Here is a 17300-nt window from a genome sequence, read left to right as displayed (position 1 = left end):
CGGCGCCACGACGCTACCCAGCCGCCAGCGTCCGCATCGCCGCACTGCGCTCAAACAGTCTCAGCAGCACGCGCACCGCCAGGCCGCGCGGGGTCTCCAGTTTCGGATCGCGGGACAGCAGCACGGCGGCATCGCGATTGGCCATGTGCAGAAGGTGTTCGTGCGCATCCGCGTCGGCGAGCTTGTAGCCTGGCAGTCCCGCCTGCCGCGTGCCCAGCGCATCGCCGCCGCCGCGCAGTCGGAAATCCTCGTCGGCGATGACAAAACCGTCGTCAGTGTCCCGCAACAAAGTCAGCCGCCGGCGAGCCGTCTCGGACACCCAGTCCTCGTGCAGCAGCAGGCAGAAACTGGCGTCCGCGCCACGCCCCACCCGCCCCCGCAACTGATGCAACTGCGCCAGCCCAAACCGTTCGGCGTGCTCGATCACCATCACCGAGGCCTCCGGCACATCGACCCCGACCTCCACCACCGTGGTGGCGACCAGCAGCCGGATCGTCCCGGCCGAGAAGCCAGCCAGCGCGGCGTCCCGGACATCCGGTGTCTGCTGACCGTGCGCCAGCCCGACGCGATCGCCGAACAAGCCCTTCAGCGCGACAAACCGATCCTGTGCCGCGGCCACATCCAGCGCCTCGCTTTCCGCCACCAGCGGGCAGACCCAATACACCTGCGCGCCCTCGTCCAATTTGCGGGCGATCCCGTTCAGCACCGTCGGCATGGTGCCCAGCGAATGCAGCGTCGTCCGAATGGGCAGTCGTCCAGCGGGCTTTTCTGTCAGGCGGCTGACATCCATCTCGCCCCACTGGGTCAGCAGCAATGTCCGGGGGATCGGCGTCGCGGTCATGATCAGCACGTCAGTTCGCTCGCCCTTGGCGCCCAAGGTCAGCCGCTGAGTGACGCCGAAGCGGTGCTGTTCGTCGATCACCGCCACCGCCAGGTCGCGATATTCCACGGCATCCTGGAACAGCGCATGGGTGCCGACGACAATCCCCAGCGAGCCGTCCTTGATGCCACGCAGGATGCGGGCACGTTCCTTGCCTTTGATAGACCCGGTCAGCAGCGCCACCGGCACCGGGCAAAGCTCGGATAAAACCCGGTGATGCTGCTTCGCCAGGACCTCGGTCGGCGCCATCAGGGCGGCCTGCTTGCCGGCTTCCACCGCCCGCAGCATCGCCATCAGTGCCACCAGCGTCTTGCCGGACCCGACATCGCCTTGCAGCAGCCGCAGCATGCGACGGGGCGAGGCCAGATCGGCATCGATCTCCCGCAACGCTTTTTCCTGAGACGCCGTGGGGGGAAATCCAAATCGCCGCATGGCGACGTCACGCAATCGTGAATCGCCGATCAGCGGCTGGCCGGACCGGGCACGCACCCGGCCGCGGATCAGCGCCGTCGCGACCTGACCCGCCAGCAACTCGTCATAGGCCAAACGAGCGCGGATGCGGCGGTCCGGTTCTCCGCTGGCTGGTGCCTGCACGGCGCGTATCGCCTCGGGGAATGGCGGCCATTTCTCCCGCTTCAGCAGCGCCGGGTCGTGCCATTCGGGAAACATCGGCACCAGGTCCAGGGCCTGAGCCAGCCCCGCGGCAACCTGCCGGGGCCACAGGCCCGCCGTCAGCGGCCAGACCGGCTCGATCATCGGAATCCGGTCGGCCTGCTCAGCTGGTACCAGATGTTCGGGATGCGCAATCGTCAGGCGGCCGTTGAACACGTCCAGTTTGCCGGACACCAGCAATTTGGCGCCGGCCGGCATCTGCGCTTCCCGGGTGAACTTGAAAAACACCAGTTCGGCGATACCGGTGTCGTCCTTGACGACGATCCGCCAGGGCTGCCGCGACGTCGCCGGCCGTTCGTGGCGCACCACCTCCACCGCCAGCGTCGCCACCGTCCCCGGTCTGGCGTCACGGATCAGCGGCCGAGCGGTGCGGTCCAGATACGATTCGGGCATGTGGAACAGCAGATCGATCACCCGATCGCCGCCCGCCGCACGTGCGATCAGGCCTGCGACGGCGGGTCCTATGCCGCGCAGACTGGTCAGGGGCGCGAAAAGTGGGGCTAGTGGATCGGCGTTCACGGGCTGACAGCTATCTGGGGCACCGCTATATGACAGCGAGCCAATGACTGAACCAGACCACCTATCGCCGGGCGCTCCGCATTATGCCACCCCGGACCTCCGGCGCCGCCGCCTTTTATTCCGGTCCACTCATCGCGGGACGTACGAAAACGACCTGATGATTGGCGGGTTCGTGCGCGCCAATCTCACCAGCCTGACCGAAGCGGACCTCGACGCGCTGGAGGCAGTGGTGGAGATGCCGGACACCGACCTCGCCGACTGGCTGACCGGTCGCGTGCCCATTCCTCCGGAGGAAGAAACGCCGATGCTCCGCCGTATGCGGGATTTCCAGACACGATGAGCGATCCCATAAAGGTATGGGGCGCGCCGGAAGGCTGGGACGCCTTTCTTCTGGCGCAACGCCGCCGCGAGCACACGGGAAACATCGTCCACGTCACCCGTGACGACGCCCGCATGGCTCGTTTGGCGGAGGCACTGGCCTTCGTCATGCCGGAAGCCGAAATCCTGCGCTTCCCCGCCTGGGACTGTCTTCCCTACGACCGCGTGTCGCCGAATCCGGCCCTGGTCTCCGAACGCATCGCCACACTGGCGCGCCTGCTGGAAAAACCCAACGGCCCGCGCATCGTGCTGACCACCGTCAACGCCCTGGTGCAGCGCGTCCCACCCCGGTCCGCCTTTGCCGGCGCCAGCATGGACCTGTCGGTCAACGGCCAGGTGAAACCGGAGAAACTCGCCGAATACCTGGAAGCCAATGGCTACGGCCGAGCCGGGACGGTGATGGAACCGGGCGAGTATGCCATGCGCGGCGGCATCATCGATATTTTCCCATCAGGCGAATCGGAACCGGTGCGGCTCGATTTGTTCGGCGACACCATCGAGTCGATCCGCGTCTTCGACCCGTCATCGCAACGCAGCGCCGGCAAACGGAAATCCCTGTCGCTGCGCCCGGTCTCCGAGGTCCCCCTCGGCAAGGACTCGATCGCTCGCTTTCGCACCGGCTGGCGCGACCTGTTCGGCCAGGACGCGGCCAAGGACCCGATTTACCTGTCGATCTCCGACGGCCGCCGCCACCCTGGCATGGAGCACTGGGTGCCGCTGTTCCATCCGACGATGGAAAACCTGCTCGATTATCTGCCCGACGCCGCCGTCAGCCTCGACCACCAGTCTGATGAGGTGCTGGAAGCGCGCCTGGAGATGATCGCCGACCACGCGCAGGCCCGCAAAGCTATACCGCGTGACGGCGAGGTGCCCTACCGCCCGATTCCGCCGGCGATGCTCTATCTGGACCGCGACGGCTGGGATGAGATGCTGTCGTTCGGCCCGCTGCTGGCCTTCACGCCGTTCGCCCAACCCGATGGCGCGGGCGGCATCGACGGCGGCGGCCGCCCAGGCCCGGTATTCGCCCAATCGGCCTCCGGTCCCGGCATCAACGTCTTCGATCAATTGCGCGGCCAGGCCGAACGCTGGAAAAGCGAGGGCCGCCGTCTCGTCGTCGCCGCCTGGACCCGTGGGTCCCGCGAACGCCTGACCAATTTGCTGCGCGAGCACGGCTTCAAGGACGCCGCCCAGGAAGACGATTTCGCCACCATTCGCCGCAAGCCGGCCGGATCGGTTTCCCTCGTCGTTCTGGGCGTCGAACGCGGCTTCGTCGCCGAACGCCTGGCGCTGGTGGGCGAGCAGGATCTGCTGGGCGAGCGGATTTCGCGGCCGCCTCGCCGCCGCAAGCGGGCGGATCAGTTCATCGCCGAAGCCACCGAAATCGCCGAGGGCGACCTTGTCGTCCATCAGGAATACGGCATCGGTCGCTACGACGGCTTGGCCACGCTGCACGTCACCGGCGCGCCACACGATTGCCTGCGATTGATCTACGACGGCGACGAAAAGCTGTTTCTGCCCGTCGAGAACATCGAAGTGCTGTCTCGTTATGGCAGCGAGCACCAGGGTGCCACGCTCGACAAGTTGGGCGGCGTCGGCTGGCAGAACCGCAAAGCCAAGATGAAGCAGCGTATCCGCGACATGGCGGGTGAACTGATCCGCATCGCGGCATTACGGAAAATGCGCGAGGCCGAGACCATGGCGCCGGCCGAGGGGGCCTGGGACGAATTCTGCTCCCGCTTCCCGTTCGCCGAAACCGAGGATCAGGCGCGCGCCATCGCCGATGTGCTGGAGGACCTCGCCGCCGGCAAGCCGATGGACCGCCTGATCTGCGGCGACGTTGGCTTCGGCAAAACCGAGGTCGGACTACGCGCCGCGTTCGTCGCCGCGATGTCTGGGTCCCAGGTCGCCGTGGTGGTGCCGACCACGCTGCTAGCCCGCCAGCATTACCGCACGTTTTCCGCTCGGTTCGCCGGGTTGCCGATCAAGGTCGCGCAGTTGTCGCGGATGGTCACCGCCAAGGAGGCCAATGACGTCCGCAAAGGCATCACCAGCGGCGAAATCAACATCGTCGTCGGTACTCATGCGCTGTTGGCCAAGTCGATCGAATTCTCCGATCTGGGGCTGCTGATTGTCGATGAGGAACAGCATTTCGGCGTGGCTCACAAAGAGCGGCTGAAGGCGCTGAAAGCCGACGTGCATGTTCTGACGCTGACCGCGACGCCGATTCCGCGCACCTTGCAGCTCGCGCTGACCGGCGTGCGGGAGATGTCGATCATCGCCACGCCGCCGGTCGACCGGCTGGCGGTGCGCACCTTCATCATGCCGTTCGATTCGGTGGTGATCCGCGAGGCGTTGCAGCGCGAACGGTTCCGTGGCGGACAGGTCTTCTGCGTCGTGCCCCGGATCGAGGACATGCAGCGCATGGCCGACCGGTTGAAGGAGATCGTGCCGGAAGCCCGCACAGTCCAGGCGCACGGTCGCCTCGCGCCCACAGAACTTGAACGGGTCATGACCGAGTTCGGCGACGGCAAATACGACATCCTGCTGTCCACCAACATCGTTGAGAGTGGGCTGGACATGCCGGCGGTGAACACGTTGGTCATATATCGTGCCGACATGTTCGGGCTGGGGCAGCTTTATCAGCTTCGCGGGCGCGTCGGCCGAGGCAAGCAGCGTGGCTACGCCTACCTGACCTGGCCGCCCAATCACCGCTTGTCCGTCGCGGCCGAGAAACGACTGACCGTGATGCAAACGCTGGACGCCCTGGGTGCCGGCTTCACCTTGGCCTCGCACGACCTCGACATCCGAGGTGCCGGCAACCTGCTGGGCGACGAACAATCCGGCCACATCCGCGAAGTCGGCATCGAGTTGTATCAGCAGATGCTGGAGGACGCGGTCGCCGACATCCGGGTCGGCGAAGGCAAGCGCGCCGGCCAGGAACGCGACTGGACGCCCAACATTTCGCTGGGCCTGCCGGTCCTGATCCCCGAAGCCTACGTCAAGGACCTGCCCGTCCGCCTCGGCCTGTACCGCCGCATCGGCGCCCTGGCGTCCGACGCGGAATCCGATGCCATGGCCGCCGAACTGGTCGATCGTTTCGGCAAGTTGCCCAAGGAAGTGGACAACCTGCTGGGCGTCGTCGCGCTGAAACGCGCCTGCCGGGAGGCCGGAGTTGAAAAGCTGGAGGCCGGTCCAAAAGGCATGGTGCTGTCGTTCCGCGGCAATGCGTTCAGCAACCCCGCCGGGCTGGTGCGTTGGTTATCCAGCAAAGGCGGCATGGTGCGGCTGCGGCCCGACCATAAGCTGGCGATCTCACGCGACATGGATGTGGTCACGCGGCTGAAATTCGCCCGAGACACGCTGAAATCGTTGGATCAGATCGTGCGCCAGGCGAAGGCGGCATGACGAGCATCTAAGCGGGATGGCGTTGCGGTTGGCAGCGATGCAAGACGATGTCGCCGGCCGGAATTGTCTGGTAACGGTGGTGAACGGGAGACCGCTTTCCGGAGTTTCACATGGCCGTACCGACCAACGCCTCCGCGTTTGAAAAGCCGCATTGGCTGTTGCTTGCCAAGGGCTTCAATTGGAGCCAACTGAACACATATTTCTCGGCCCGTGGCGGGATGGTCGAGAGAAATGGCGGGATTGAGAACCCTAATCGTACCAGCTTGTATATCGGAACTTATTATTACAGGTTCGTTGACCTGACGGCGAAGCCAGACAATCAGCAAGGTGGTGGTTGGTGGCTGGATACGGATCAACTCATGAAAATCATGGTGGCCTGCCCATCGCGTGGTTTGAACCTGTCCCAGATGGCCCGAGCCTTCCTCGCTGTCCCGTGGGAGTGGAACCACGCGGACGGCATTGTGCAGGCGGTGGTGCGTAAGCCGCTCGATGCGTATGAGGGCAGGGGACGTCCCGTTCGACCCGGCAAGACCTACGTTGGTGTCTCTCCGATCGATGCCGGAGGCAACTATCCGGGAAACCCCGACGTGATTCAACTTTTCATACCCGATATGAAAAGCGTCTGGAAAGATGCGCTTTCCCACGTCAGCGTCCAACCGGTTTACGAGTTCGCCAAAGGCTATCGCAATTTCATCCGCGTCTGAGGATATGCCGCGACTCTGTCCGCTTTGCCCGCGGACAGAGTCGACGGTCGCCTATCCCGCGGTGGTAACGTTCAGATCGTTTACCAGACCGTTGCTCAGTGAGTAGACCCAGCCATGCACCTTGAGGTCCTGGCCGCGTGCCCAGGCGTCCTGGACGAACACATCGGACGCAACGTTTCGCACCTGGCGGATGACGTTCAGTTCGCATAGACGGTTCAGTCGGGCCTTTTCGTCCGTTATGGCCTCCAATTCCACGCGGTTGTCGGTGAACACCTCGCGGATCGGATGCAGCCAGTGGTCCACCAGGCCGCGCCGCCTGCCGTCCACCGCGGCGGCGATGCCACCACAGCCGTAGTGACCCACGACGATGACGTGCTTCACCTTGATGACGTCGACGGCGAACTGCAGCACCGACAGGTAGTTGGCATCCTGAGGCGGTGCCAGGTTGGCGACGTTGCGGTGGACGAACATCTCGCCCGGATCGAGGCCGACGATCTCATTTGCCGGAACGCGGCTGTCGGCGCAGCCGATCCACAGATATTCCGGTGCTTGCTGGTTTTCCAGCCGCTTGAAGAAACCGGCGTCGGCCGCGACCATGCGCGCGGCCCAGGCACTGTTGTTCGCTTTCAGGTGATCGAGCATGCGGCCACCCAAAAGACGAACAACCAGTGCCGGTCAAGGGGGGTCTATGCAGTTGGATGGGTGGTGAAGCCCGCCACGGCGTCCAGTTCCGCGGTTGTGATCGGTTCGCCGCGGATGACCACCAGATACATCAGCGCCGAGACCAGGCCGATCGAGGCGCTGACCAGCAGCGCCGGCACGAAACTGCCGGTTGCCTGCACGATGAAACCGGTGACGGTGGGTGCCAGCGCGCCGCCCAGATAGCCGCCGAAATTCTGGATCGCGCCCAATGAGGCGGTGCAGTTCGCCGGCGCCGCGACGGAGGCCAGCGCCCACGACATGCCGCTGGCTGAAGCACCGAACATCAGTGCCGCCGAGATCGCCGCCACCGCCAGGCTGTCGCTGGGCGTTTCGGCCGCGACCACGGTGAAGACCACCATCCCCAACAGGCCGACGATCACCGGCACCTTGCGGCTGTTCACGGGGGAAAAGCCCCGGCGCATCAGCCAGTCGGCGATCCAGCCGCCGCTGATGCTGCCGACGACGCCGAAGGCGAATGGGATCGCCGCGACGATGCCGGTTTTCGGAATCGACATGTGCCGCTGCATCTCCAGATAGCCCGGCAGCCAGGCCAGGTACAGCCAGCCCATGTAGACCACGCCGAAGAATCCGAGCACGAGGCCCCAGGTGGTGCGGAAGCGGAACAGGCCGAGCCACTCGGCCAGACGGACGGGGGCGTAGGTCCGCTGTTCCTCACCGTCGGTCAGGTAATGCCGTTCTTCCTCGGTGAAATGCGCCTCGGTCGGGTCGCGATACACCAGGAACCACGTGGCGGCGACGACCACGCCGACCACGCCCATGATGCCGAACATCCAACGCCAGCCGAAGCTGATCATCAGCACGGTCAGGATCGGCGGCGCGATGGCCGGCCCCAGTGACGACGTGCAATTCCATATGCCGGTCGGCAGCCCCCGATCCCGCACATTGTACCAATCGCGCACCACCCGGACAGCCGAGGAAAACATCGGTGCCTCACCAAGACCCAGGAACACGCGGGCGATGGAAAACTGCCAGAATGAGGTGACAAACCCTGCCACCGCCTGCGCGATCGACCACAACCCGAGTCCCCCCGCCAGCAAACGATGCGGACCAACACGGTCGACCAGCGCACCGCCCGGCAACTGCGCGAAGGCATAGGCCCAGAGGAACGCGGACAGCAGCAGCCCCATATCGGCGATCGACAGGCCGAGTTCTTGCCGGATCAGCGGGTTGGCGATCGAAAGCGTCGAGCGGTCGAGGTAGTTCAGCGTCCCGGCAACCACCAGCATGATCAACGCGGTGCGCTGTCGACGCCGGATGCTGGCCGGGGCGATTGGTTTGGTCATGGAATGTCCTCCGGCGAAGGTCTCACACGCCTTCGCTGCGCCGGCCATGATACAGGCGGCGATTTTCCGGACAATGCCGGAGGGGGTCACATCAGGGGCATTGGATTGGGCATTTCGTACCCCCTGATATGCGTTGGTCTTCTGGGTGCTCGGGGGCGGGTGAAGCAAGCAATTGCAACCGCGGATGAACGCGGATCGGCGGTTTCGGTGGTTTGAGCGAAATCGTATCGTTCGAAACAGTTCCGAATGCGCCGTGGCGTGCGGTTCCTGTTATTCGCGTTCATTCGCGGTTCCAATGGCTTGTTTGCTTCGAACAGGCACCGGCCCGGTTCGACAGGGGTTCGCGGTCTCGGGTAGACTTTCCGGTGTTCGGAAACTCCCAGGAAGGATGTTCAAAAATGGCCGGAAACGCGCAGAAAATCGTCGAACTCGACCGTCAGCGGATGACCGCGATGGCCAAGAAGGATGTTGCTACGCTGACCAAAATCCTCTCCGACGACCTGATCTACACCCACTCCTCCGCTCGGATGGACACCAAGCAGAGCCTGATCGGCGCCATGGAATCCGGTGCGACGGTCTATACGTCGGTGGAACCATCCGATGTTGTCGCACAGGACCTGGGTAGTGCGGTCGTGCTGACAGGTGTGGCAGCCATTAGCGTGAATTCCGGTGGCAACACGAATTCGTTCCGTGTCCGCTTCACGGATGTCTACGCCGAAAAGGGTGGCCAATGGCAGATGGTAACTTGGCAAAGTACACGCCTGGGTTAACCCATCGTCAGCTATCCAGGCCGGATTCGATAGCCATTCCGCCTACGGTATGGATTTTTGGCGAATCTCGCGCGATCGTTCGGTAGAAGTCCTCCATTGCATGGCACAGATCATCGGCGTCGCAAGCCGCCGATGAACGCAGGCGTGCTCGCATGTCGTTGCGCAACGCCAGCAGCATGGCCGGCGTCCTGACATCGTTCGCAAGTGCGATCGCCCGATCCACGTAGCCTGCCAGATCGGGCAGCACCCAGTCCCGCAATCCCGCCGCCAGAAGAAGCGATGCGCTGGTCCGGGACGCCCACCGGTCGCCATCGAACGTCAACATCGGTACGCCCTGCCACAGCGCCTCGGTCGTTGTGGTGCCGCCGTTGTATGGAAAAGTATCCAGGGCGATGTCGATATGCCGGTAGGCATCTAGAAACGCGAAATGCGAACTGCGTCCCTCAAGGGTCATCCGCCGCTCGGAAACGCCAAGTTGGTGGAAGCGCTGCAACAGGTCGTTGCGGACGGATTCGTCCTCCAGCGTGGCATTCTTGATGAAGAGCTTCGTTTGGGGCGCGGCCAGGAGAATGCGCGCCCAGGCCGACACGACCGCATCCGTCAGCTTGTAGTGGGAGCCGAGTGTACCGAATGTGATCTGGCCCGCTGCCAGACAGGGCGGCGGCGCCACGTCGGGTACGTCATAAAGGATCTCGAAGGCCAGATATGTGCCCGGCAGGCGATGAATGCGTTCCACGTAGAACGGTTCTTCATCGCGACGGATCACATGGCCATCGCCGACCAGCCAGTCGACGGCAGCCACGCCGGTGGTGGCAAACATGTTGAACCAGCCAACAATGTGCGGCGCCGGCCGATGCATCAGCAGACCCAGGCGCTGTTGGAAACTGTATCCGTTCAAATCGACCAGAACGTCAATGCCGAGATCGGCGATGATGCCGGCTGCCCTTTCGTTCGTTACGCCACGCAGATCGCAGATGTAATCCAGGTCATGGTCGCGATAGCCACTCGCGGCCGAAGGTGGCTCACCGTCCGACAGCATATAGATTTCGAAGATTGTACGGTCGTGCCGGTTAATCAGCGCAAAGACTGGCTTCATCCAGTTGGCGGCGCCGAAGAAGGCCGAAAGATAGCCGACGCGGAGCTTGCGTTGTGTCGAGGGGACAGGACATGCGTTCAGTGGCACCAGACCGAGCGCCGTGTTGCCAGCCCAGCGGCGGCGGGCCTGCAGGACGGTTAGGTGATCAGCCCGAGGATCGCCCGGGATGATGCAGGCAATACTTGCTTGCGCCATATCGGTGACTTGCGAGTCCAGGGGTTCCGCCCGGGCGAACGAGGAAACCGCGGATTCGATGCGGCCCAGGTTAAACAGCGATTTCCCCAGGTTGTAGTGGGCGGGCCCCGACCGGGGCATCAGGGCCACCGCACGACCGAAGCACGCAGCCGCCACGCCGGAGGCGTTCAGCGCGAGATGCGCACACCCCGCCCCGAACCAGCCGTCGGCGGACTCCGGCCCAATCCGCAAGGCGACTCTATAAGCCGCGACGGCCGCTTGTAACTGACCGTCGGCCTGCAGGAGGTCGGCGAACAACAAGGCGATCCCGGCATGCTCCGGATATCGCGGCAGAGCGGTTTGCAGCATCGCCACCGCCGCCGGCAATTGACCAGCCGCCGCCAGCGTTCTCGCTTCGGTGAGAACTGTTTCGATCGACATGCCCTATACAACAACCTCCCACCGCGGGTCGCAACGGCCGGGTCAAGGCCGGACTTGACCTCGATGGCCGCGGGCGCAAGGTGGAAGCGAATGCTCACCGAGAGGAGGTTGGTCATGGCGCGAAACCAAACGCCCTTCACCCTGGCGATTCCGGATGAGGCCATCGCCGACCTCAAGGCGCGCCTCGCTCTGACCCGCTTTCCCGATCAGGCGCCCGACGCGCCCTGGGCGTACGGTACCGATCTCGGCTACATGAAAACGCTGGTGCCATACTGGAAAGACCAGTTCGACTGGCGTGCCCAGGAAGCCATCTTGAACGCATTCCCGCAGTTCAAGGTCGCCATGCCGGACGTCGATCTGCACTATCTGCATGTGCCGGGGAAGGGGCCTTCGCCCACGCCGCTGCTGCTGATGCACGGCTGGCCCGGGTCGGTGTTCGAGTTCGTCGACATCATCCCGCGGCTGACCGACCCCGCCCGTTTCGGTGGCGATCCGGCCGATGCGTTCACCGTCATCGCGCCATCGCTGCCTGGTTACGGCTTGTCGTTCAAGCCCGGGCAGAAACGGTTCAACATCGAGGATATCGCTGCCTGTTTCGCGTCATTGATGACCGATGTCCTCGGCTACACGCGCTACGCGGCGCAGGGTGGCGATTACGGCGCCTTCACCGCGTCGCGGTTGGGACATTCGCACGCCGAAAACCTGATCGGCATCCATATCAACCTGCTGACCATCCCGCGCGATCGGGCGCCTCCGGCCAACCCGAGCGAGGAGGAACGGCGGTATTTCGCTGAACTCGCCGCGTGGCTGAAGGAGGAAACCGGCTACCAGTGGATCCAGGGCACCAAGCCGCAAACCCTGGCCTACGGGCTGACGGATTCACCGGCCGGGCTGGCTGCCTGGATCGCGGAGAAGTTCCGTACCTGGACCGATTGCGACGGTGACCCCGAGTCCGTCATCAGCCGCGATCATCTGCTGGCGAATGTGTCGCTCTACTGGTTCACCGGGGCGATCGGGTCGTCGTTCTGGCCGTACTATGCTCGTATGCACGGCCCGTGGCCGATTCCCGCCGGCGGGACGGTCGATGTGCCGATGGGCTACTGTGCCTTCCCGAAGGAAATTATCCGGCCGCCACGGTCAATCGCCAGTCAGACGTACACCAATATCCAGCGCTGGACCCCAATGCCCAAAGGCGGCCACTTCGCCGCGATGGAGCAGCCGGAGGCTCTCGCCGCGGAGATACGCGCGTTTTTCAGAGGTCTGAGGAAGTAAGGTCGGGCTCTGCCCGAACCCGCAAAGGGCCGCGGCCCTTTGATCCCATTCATTTAGGGTGGGTGGCCAGGAGGGGGCGACCGTGTCGGTTGCGACGGACTGCGTCGCCCCCTCCTGGCCACCCACCCTAGGCTCGGAACCCAATTATTTTCTTGCCCCGGCTCGGGCGGGTGGGATTCAAGCTCCTTAGCTGATGGGAGCAGGCCGATGGCCAACGAATTCTGGATGAGCGACCGGCAATGGGCGGCGTTGGAACCGCTCATTCCGATGAACCGGCGCGGCGTGAAACCGCAGCGCAACCGGGAAGTTATCAGTGGCATCGTCCACGTTTTGAAGGTCGGCTGCCGTTGGCGCGACTGTCCAGAAGTGTATGGTCCGCACACCACGATCTACAATCGGTTCAACCGATGGTCGAAGGCCGGCATCTGGCAAACGATGCTGACCGCGCTGGTTGATCCGGGATCGATCGGATCGCAGAGCATCGACAGCACCACCTCCAAGGCACATCGCTGTGCCGCAGGGGGAAAAGGGGGGGCCAAGAGCAGGCGATCGGACGCAGCCGCGGCGGGCGGACGACCAAGATCCATGCCGTTGCCAACGCTACCGGCCGCCTGATTGCCTTCGATCTCTCCCCGGGGCAGATGGGCGATGTTCGATCGGCTGCGGGCCTGATCGACAAGCTGCCGAAAGCCGCGCAAGTGCTGGCCGACACCGCCTACGACAGTGATAAGTTTCGCGAATTCCTGATTGCACGGGGCAGCACCCCGGTCATCAAGCCCAATCCGACCCGCAAGAACATCCCACCGTTCGACAAGGCTGCCTACAAGGGCCGCAACGTGATCGAGCGCGCCTTCTCGCACTTGAAAGATTGGCGCCGCGTCGCAACCCGATACGACAAACTCGCCAGAAACTTTCGCGCCACCGTCACACTCGCCCTGCTCTTCAGGTGGTGGATTTAATTGAGTCCGGAGCCTAACCCCCAATACCGATCGGCCCCGGGGCGCCACTGCTCCGGGGCATCCATGTAACGCAGTGCAACAAAAGCAACAATAGCAACAGCTTGGTGCGTAACACCGGGCAACAATCATTGACTCGGCGCGGCCACCGGAACGGGTTAACCAGTATTCACGTACCTGCATTCTCGCCGGTACCACACGGGATGCCCTTGATGGATGGTCTGGCCAGACTGCCGCTTGCCCAATCAGGCACCTCTTTCGGGTGGCGGCAACGCACCCTGAAAGCGGCGATCGATTGCGTCGGCATCGGCGTCCATTCCGGCCGCCGCGTCAATCTGACCATCCGCCCCGCCGCCGCCGATCATGGCATCGTCTTCCGCCGCACCGACCTGGACCGCAAGATCGCCGCCCGCTTCGACCACGTGGCCGACACCCGCCTGTGTACCGTGCTGGCCGATCCCACCATGCCCTCCGTCCGGGTTGGCACGGTCGAGCATCTGATGGCGGCGCTGTCCGCGCTATCCATCGACAACGCCCTGATCGACGTGGACGATTCGGAGATCCCCATCCTGGATGGCTCCGCCGCTCCCTTCCTGTTCCTGCTGGATTGCGCCGGATCGGTGGAACTGGACGCTCCACGCCGCGTCGTCGAAATCCGCCGCACCGTCCGCGTCACCGCCGGAAAGGCCTGGGCCGAGCTGCGGCCGCTGGGTCCGGCGGGGCGTGCCACGGACCCGGTGCTGCAGATGGACCTTTCGATCGATTTCGCCGCCAGCGCCATCGGCCGCCAGTCCGCTTCCCTGTGCCTGACGCCCGACAGTTTCCGCCACGAAATCGCCTCGGCCCGCACCTTCACCCATGCCGAGGACGTCCAGCAGTTGCAGGCCGCCGGCCTGGCCCGCGGCGGCAGCTTGGACAACGCGATCGTCGTGGATGGCGCCGATATCCTCAATCCCGGCGGCCTGCGCATGGATAACGAATTCGCCAGCCACAAGCTGGTCGATGCCGTGGGCGACCTGGCACTGGCCGGCGGCCGGCTGCATGGCCGGTACGTGGCGCACCGCACCGGCCATGACTTGAACAATCGCCTGCTGCGGGCCTTGTTCGCCGATGCCGCCGCCTGGCGCGTCGTGGCCACCGACCCCCTCGCCGCCGCGGCATAGAGCGTTTTCTCCCTGACTGTGCAGGGAGAAAACGCTCTAACGCTTTGTTTGATCGTATGATTCACGCGCTCTGGACGTTCCGCTTAGCGCGATCATGCTCTGGCGTTCCCCTCGCGCCGGGCACCGATAAACCCCCGTATTCGCGGATCGCGATGGCATGGTATAAGCCTAGCGATGAACGAGAGTCGCCCCATGCATTCCACACCTCCCCGGCGCTTTCCGCGCGGCCTTTTCCTCGGGATGACGCTGCTTCTGCCGCTGTTGTCCGGCTGCGGTTCGTCGAGCGACAAACCCAAGACGACGGAAACCACCACCGGCCCGGTGGATGAGATCTATAATAACGGCGTGGACGCGCTGAACGCCCGCCGCTTCACCACCGCCGACGATCAGTTCAATGCTGTGGAGCAGAACTATCCCTACTCGTCCTGGGCGGTGAACGCCCAGTTGATGTCGGGTTACTCGGCATATTTGCAGAACAAATACACCGACGCGATCGGCATCCTCGACCGCTTCATCCAGTTGCACCCGGTGCATCGCGACATTGCCTACGCCTACTACCTGCGAGCGCTTTGCTATTATGAGCAGATCGCCGACATCGAGCGGGACCAGAAGGGCACCGAACAGGCGATGAATGCGCTGCGTGAGGTGGTGACCCGGTTTCCCGACTCCGCCTATGCCCGCGACGCCAAGTTGAAGATCGATCTGTGCGTCGACCATCTGGCCGGCAAGGAAATGGAGGTCGGCCGCTTCTACCAGAAGCAGCATCTCTATGAGGCGGCGATCGGCCGCTACCAGCGCGTGGTGGACGACTTCCAGACCACCAACCACGTGCCCGAGGCGCTGGCCCGCCTGACCGAAATTTACCTGGCCCTCGGCCTGAAGGACCAGGCCCGCAAAACTGCCGCGGTGCTGGGATACAACTACCCGGGAAGCGACTGGTACAGCGACAGCTACCGCCAGCTTGTGGCAGACGGGGTGGCACACAACAACGGCCAAACGCCAGACGACCAGCCTCCGTCGCGCGGCTTCTTCTCCCGTGCCTGGCATGCGGTGTTCTGACCGCCATTTGTTAAGAAATGTGAGCAACGCGGCGTGCTGACCGCGCTGTCGATTCGCGATGTCGTGCTGATCGAGCGCCTCGATCTCGCCTTTGGCAATGGCCTGACCGTGCTGACCGGCGAAACCGGCGCCGGCAAATCCATCCTGTTGGACAGTCTCGGCCTCGCCCTCGGCGCCAGGGCTGAAACCGGCCTGGTGCGCATTTCCGCCGAACAAGCCAGCGTCACCGCCTGCTTTTCCCCACCCGACGACCATTCGGTCATGGCCGTGCTCGACGAACACGGCCTGGCCGCCGAGGATGAGATCGTGCTGCGCCGGATCGTCACCAAGGACGGACGCTCGCGCGCTTTCGTCAACGACCACCCCGTGGGCGTCGGCCTGCTGCGCCGAATCGGCGCGCTGCTGGTGGAAGTGCAGGGCCAGCACGAGCAAATGAGCCTGGCCGATCCCGCCAGCCACGCCGGCCTGCTGGACGCCTTCAGCGTGCCCGCGACACTCCGAACGGCCGTCGCGGAATCATGGCGCGTCTGGCGGGATGCCCTCGCCATTCTGGAAAAGGCCCGGGACGCCATCGCCGCCGCCGAACGGGATGAGGAATGGTTGCGTCACGCGGTCGAAGAACTCGCCACCCTGGCGCCCCGAATCGGCGAGGAAGAAACCCTGGCGCGTGAACGGCAACGCCTGCAACAAAGTGAACGGCGGGCAGAGGCGATCGCCGCGGCCCTGGCCGAATTGACGCCGCGCGATCGACGCAATTCGGGTCCCGCTGCTTCCTTGCGCGCCGCCGTCCGGTCATTGCAGCGCCTGGCGCCATCCGGCCAGCCCGAGGCAGGCGGCAATCCCGCCGATCCCGCCATGGCCGCACTGGAACGGGCCGAGGAATCACTGGCCGAGGCGGAAACCCTGCTGACGCGCCTGATCGCAGATGCCGACGTCGATCCAAGGCTGCTGGAACAGTCGGAGGAACGGTTGTTCGCCCTGCGCGCCTCGGCCCGCAAACACGGCGTCGCGGTTCCCGACCTGCCAGCCCTGTTGGACACCCTGGCCGCCAGGCTTGGTGCCCTGGAAAACGGGGCGGCCGAGATCACCGTGCTGGAGCAAGCCGCCCGGGATGGCCGCGATCGTTACGTCGCGGCGGCCAAGGCGCTGTCGGCGGCGCGTCATGCCGCGGCCGGCAAGTTGCAAAAGGCGGTCGCGAAGGAACTGCCGCCGCTGCGCCTGGACAAGGCACGTTTCTTCGCCGAGGTCGGTGTGCTGCCCGATACCGCCTGGGGGCCGAACGGAACCGACCAGGTGCGCTTCCTGATCGCCACCAATCCGGGCCAGGAACCCGGCCCCCTCGCGCGTGTTGCCTCGGGCGGGGAGTTGTCACGCCTGATGCTGGCGATGAAAGTGGTGCTGTCCGCCGGTTCCGCCGTCCCGACCCTGGTGTTTGACGAGGTGGATTCCGGCATCGGCGGCGCAACGGCTGCCGCTGTGGGGGAACGTCTGGTGCGTGTCGCCGAGGGGGTTCAGGTGCTGGTCGTGACTCACAGTCCGCAGGTCGCCGCGCGCGGAGCGGCCCATTTGCGTGTGGCAAAAGCCGCCGCCCGCGACCGCACCGCGACGACTGTGGAGCATCTGGCGCCGCCGGACCGCCGAGAGGAAATCGCCAGGATGCTTGCAGGTGAAATCATTTCGGATGCAGCCCGAGCGGCTGCCGACGACCTGCTGCGAGGGCAGCGCCCGACGCAGGGGTTGCTGGTATGAGACCGCCCGGCCGTGACGGTAGAATATTCGGCAGGTCCACCAACCGATCAGTCGCC

12 protein-coding genes and 1 pseudogene are annotated in these 17300 nt (G+C 64.5%); 9 read left to right on the top strand and 4 right to left on the bottom strand.

The window, feature by feature from the left end:
- Window positions 1–13: 13 nt before the first annotated feature.
- Complete coding sequence (gene recG / locus GSQ89_RS29830; RefSeq protein WP_158931755.1) at window positions 14–2071, bottom strand: ATP-dependent DNA helicase RecG; 2058 nt, start codon at window positions 2069–2071, stop codon at window positions 14–16.
- A gap of 157 nt (window positions 2072–2228) precedes the next feature.
- Between recG and GSQ89_RS40345 the strand changes: the two genes are divergently transcribed.
- From GSQ89_RS40345 to GSQ89_RS29815, 3 genes are all read left to right on the top strand, one after another.
- Window positions 2229–2411 carry a succinate dehydrogenase assembly factor 2 gene (locus GSQ89_RS40345; protein WP_371734314.1) on the top strand — a complete coding sequence of 61 codons (183 nt, stop codon included), beginning with the start codon at window positions 2229–2231 and terminating at the stop codon, window positions 2409–2411.
- Entirely contained in the window at window positions 2408–5854 is a 3447-nt protein-coding gene (gene mfd, locus GSQ89_RS29820) for a transcription-repair coupling factor (protein WP_158931753.1), read from the top strand. Before GSQ89_RS40345 ends, mfd begins: the two co-directional genes overlap by 4 nt.
- Before the next feature lie 110 nt (window positions 5855–5964).
- The gene (locus GSQ89_RS29815; protein WP_158931752.1) at window positions 5965–6558 is read left to right on the top strand and encodes a hypothetical protein; all 594 of its coding nucleotides are present in this window, start codon (window positions 5965–5967) and stop codon (window positions 6556–6558) included.
- Between the two features lie 51 nt (window positions 6559–6609).
- On the opposite strand, the gene GSQ89_RS29810 is transcribed toward GSQ89_RS29815, so the two are convergent.
- On the bottom strand, window positions 6610–7200 hold the full coding sequence (locus GSQ89_RS29810) for a carbonic anhydrase (RefSeq protein WP_158931751.1): 591 nt from the start codon (window positions 7198–7200) through the stop codon (window positions 6610–6612).
- A 44-nt stretch (window positions 7201–7244) separates the two neighbouring features.
- Window positions 7245–8564, bottom strand: a complete 1320-nt coding sequence (locus GSQ89_RS29805) for an MFS transporter (protein ID WP_158931750.1) — start codon at window positions 8562–8564, stop codon at window positions 7245–7247.
- Between the two features lie 398 nt (window positions 8565–8962).
- Between GSQ89_RS29805 and GSQ89_RS29800 the strand changes: the two genes are divergently transcribed.
- Window positions 8963–9334 carry a nuclear transport factor 2 family protein gene (locus GSQ89_RS29800; protein WP_158931749.1) on the top strand — a complete coding sequence of 124 codons (372 nt, stop codon included), beginning with the start codon at window positions 8963–8965 and terminating at the stop codon, window positions 9332–9334.
- A 7-nt stretch (window positions 9335–9341) separates the two neighbouring features.
- On the opposite strand, the gene GSQ89_RS29795 is transcribed toward GSQ89_RS29800, so the two are convergent.
- Window positions 9342–11045: a tetratricopeptide repeat protein gene (locus GSQ89_RS29795; RefSeq protein WP_158931748.1), complete on the bottom strand. Its 1704-nt coding sequence runs from the start codon at window positions 11043–11045 to the stop codon at window positions 9342–9344.
- A 114-nt stretch (window positions 11046–11159) separates the two neighbouring features.
- On the opposite strand from GSQ89_RS29795, the gene GSQ89_RS29790 reads away from it, so the two are divergent.
- From GSQ89_RS29790 to recN, 5 genes and pseudogenes are all read left to right on the top strand, one after another.
- Complete coding sequence (locus tag GSQ89_RS29790; protein WP_158931747.1) at window positions 11160–12317, top strand: epoxide hydrolase family protein; 1158 nt, start codon at window positions 11160–11162, stop codon at window positions 12315–12317.
- Window positions 12318–12524: 207 nt separating this feature from the next.
- Window positions 12525–13276 (top strand): annotated as a pseudogene (locus GSQ89_RS29785) (IS5 family transposase).
- Between the two features lie 209 nt (window positions 13277–13485).
- Window positions 13486–14436, top strand: coding sequence for a UDP-3-O-acyl-N-acetylglucosamine deacetylase (gene lpxC, locus GSQ89_RS29780; RefSeq protein WP_158931745.1), 951 nt, complete (start codon window positions 13486–13488; stop codon window positions 14434–14436).
- Between the two features lie 192 nt (window positions 14437–14628).
- A complete protein-coding gene (locus GSQ89_RS29775; RefSeq protein WP_254073426.1) occupies window positions 14629–15495 on the top strand; it encodes an outer membrane protein assembly factor BamD in 867 nt (288 codons plus the stop codon).
- A gap of 33 nt (window positions 15496–15528) precedes the next feature.
- The gene (gene recN, locus GSQ89_RS29770; RefSeq protein WP_158931743.1) at window positions 15529–17244 is read left to right on the top strand and encodes a DNA repair protein RecN; all 1716 of its coding nucleotides are present in this window, start codon (window positions 15529–15531) and stop codon (window positions 17242–17244) included.
- Window positions 17245–17300 lie beyond the last annotated feature (56 nt).

This window comes from Acidisphaera sp. S103, from assembly GCF_009765975.1.
Lineage (GTDB): Bacteria > Pseudomonadota > Alphaproteobacteria > Acetobacterales > Acetobacteraceae > Rhodopila.
This window is presented reverse-complemented; position numbering and strand designations above follow the sequence as displayed.

Excerpts from the sequence above, each read along its gene's own strand:
- GSQ89_RS40345 (WP_371734314.1), top strand. The coding sequence starts at position 2,229 with ATGATTGGCGGGTTCGTGCGCGCCAATCTCACCAGCCTGACCGAAGCG.
- mfd (WP_158931753.1), top strand. The coding sequence starts at position 2,408 with ATGAGCGATCCCATAAAGGTATGGGGCGCGCCGGAAGGCTGGGACGCC.
- GSQ89_RS29815 (WP_158931752.1), top strand. The coding sequence starts at position 5,965 with ATGGCCGTACCGACCAACGCCTCCGCGTTTGAAAAGCCGCATTGGCTG.
- GSQ89_RS29810 (WP_158931751.1), bottom strand. The coding sequence starts at position 7,200 with ATGCTCGATCACCTGAAAGCGAACAACAGTGCCTGGGCCGCGCGCATG.
- GSQ89_RS29805 (WP_158931750.1), bottom strand. The coding sequence starts at position 8,564 with ATGACCAAACCAATCGCCCCGGCCAGCATCCGGCGTCGACAGCGCACC.
- GSQ89_RS29800 (WP_158931749.1), top strand. The coding sequence starts at position 8,963 with ATGGCCGGAAACGCGCAGAAAATCGTCGAACTCGACCGTCAGCGGATG.
- GSQ89_RS29795 (WP_158931748.1), bottom strand. The coding sequence starts at position 11,045 with ATGTCGATCGAAACAGTTCTCACCGAAGCGAGAACGCTGGCGGCGGCT.
- GSQ89_RS29790 (WP_158931747.1), top strand. The coding sequence starts at position 11,160 with ATGGCGCGAAACCAAACGCCCTTCACCCTGGCGATTCCGGATGAGGCC.
- lpxC (WP_158931745.1), top strand. The coding sequence starts at position 13,486 with ATGGATGGTCTGGCCAGACTGCCGCTTGCCCAATCAGGCACCTCTTTC.
- GSQ89_RS29775 (WP_254073426.1), top strand. The coding sequence starts at position 14,629 with ATGCATTCCACACCTCCCCGGCGCTTTCCGCGCGGCCTTTTCCTCGGG.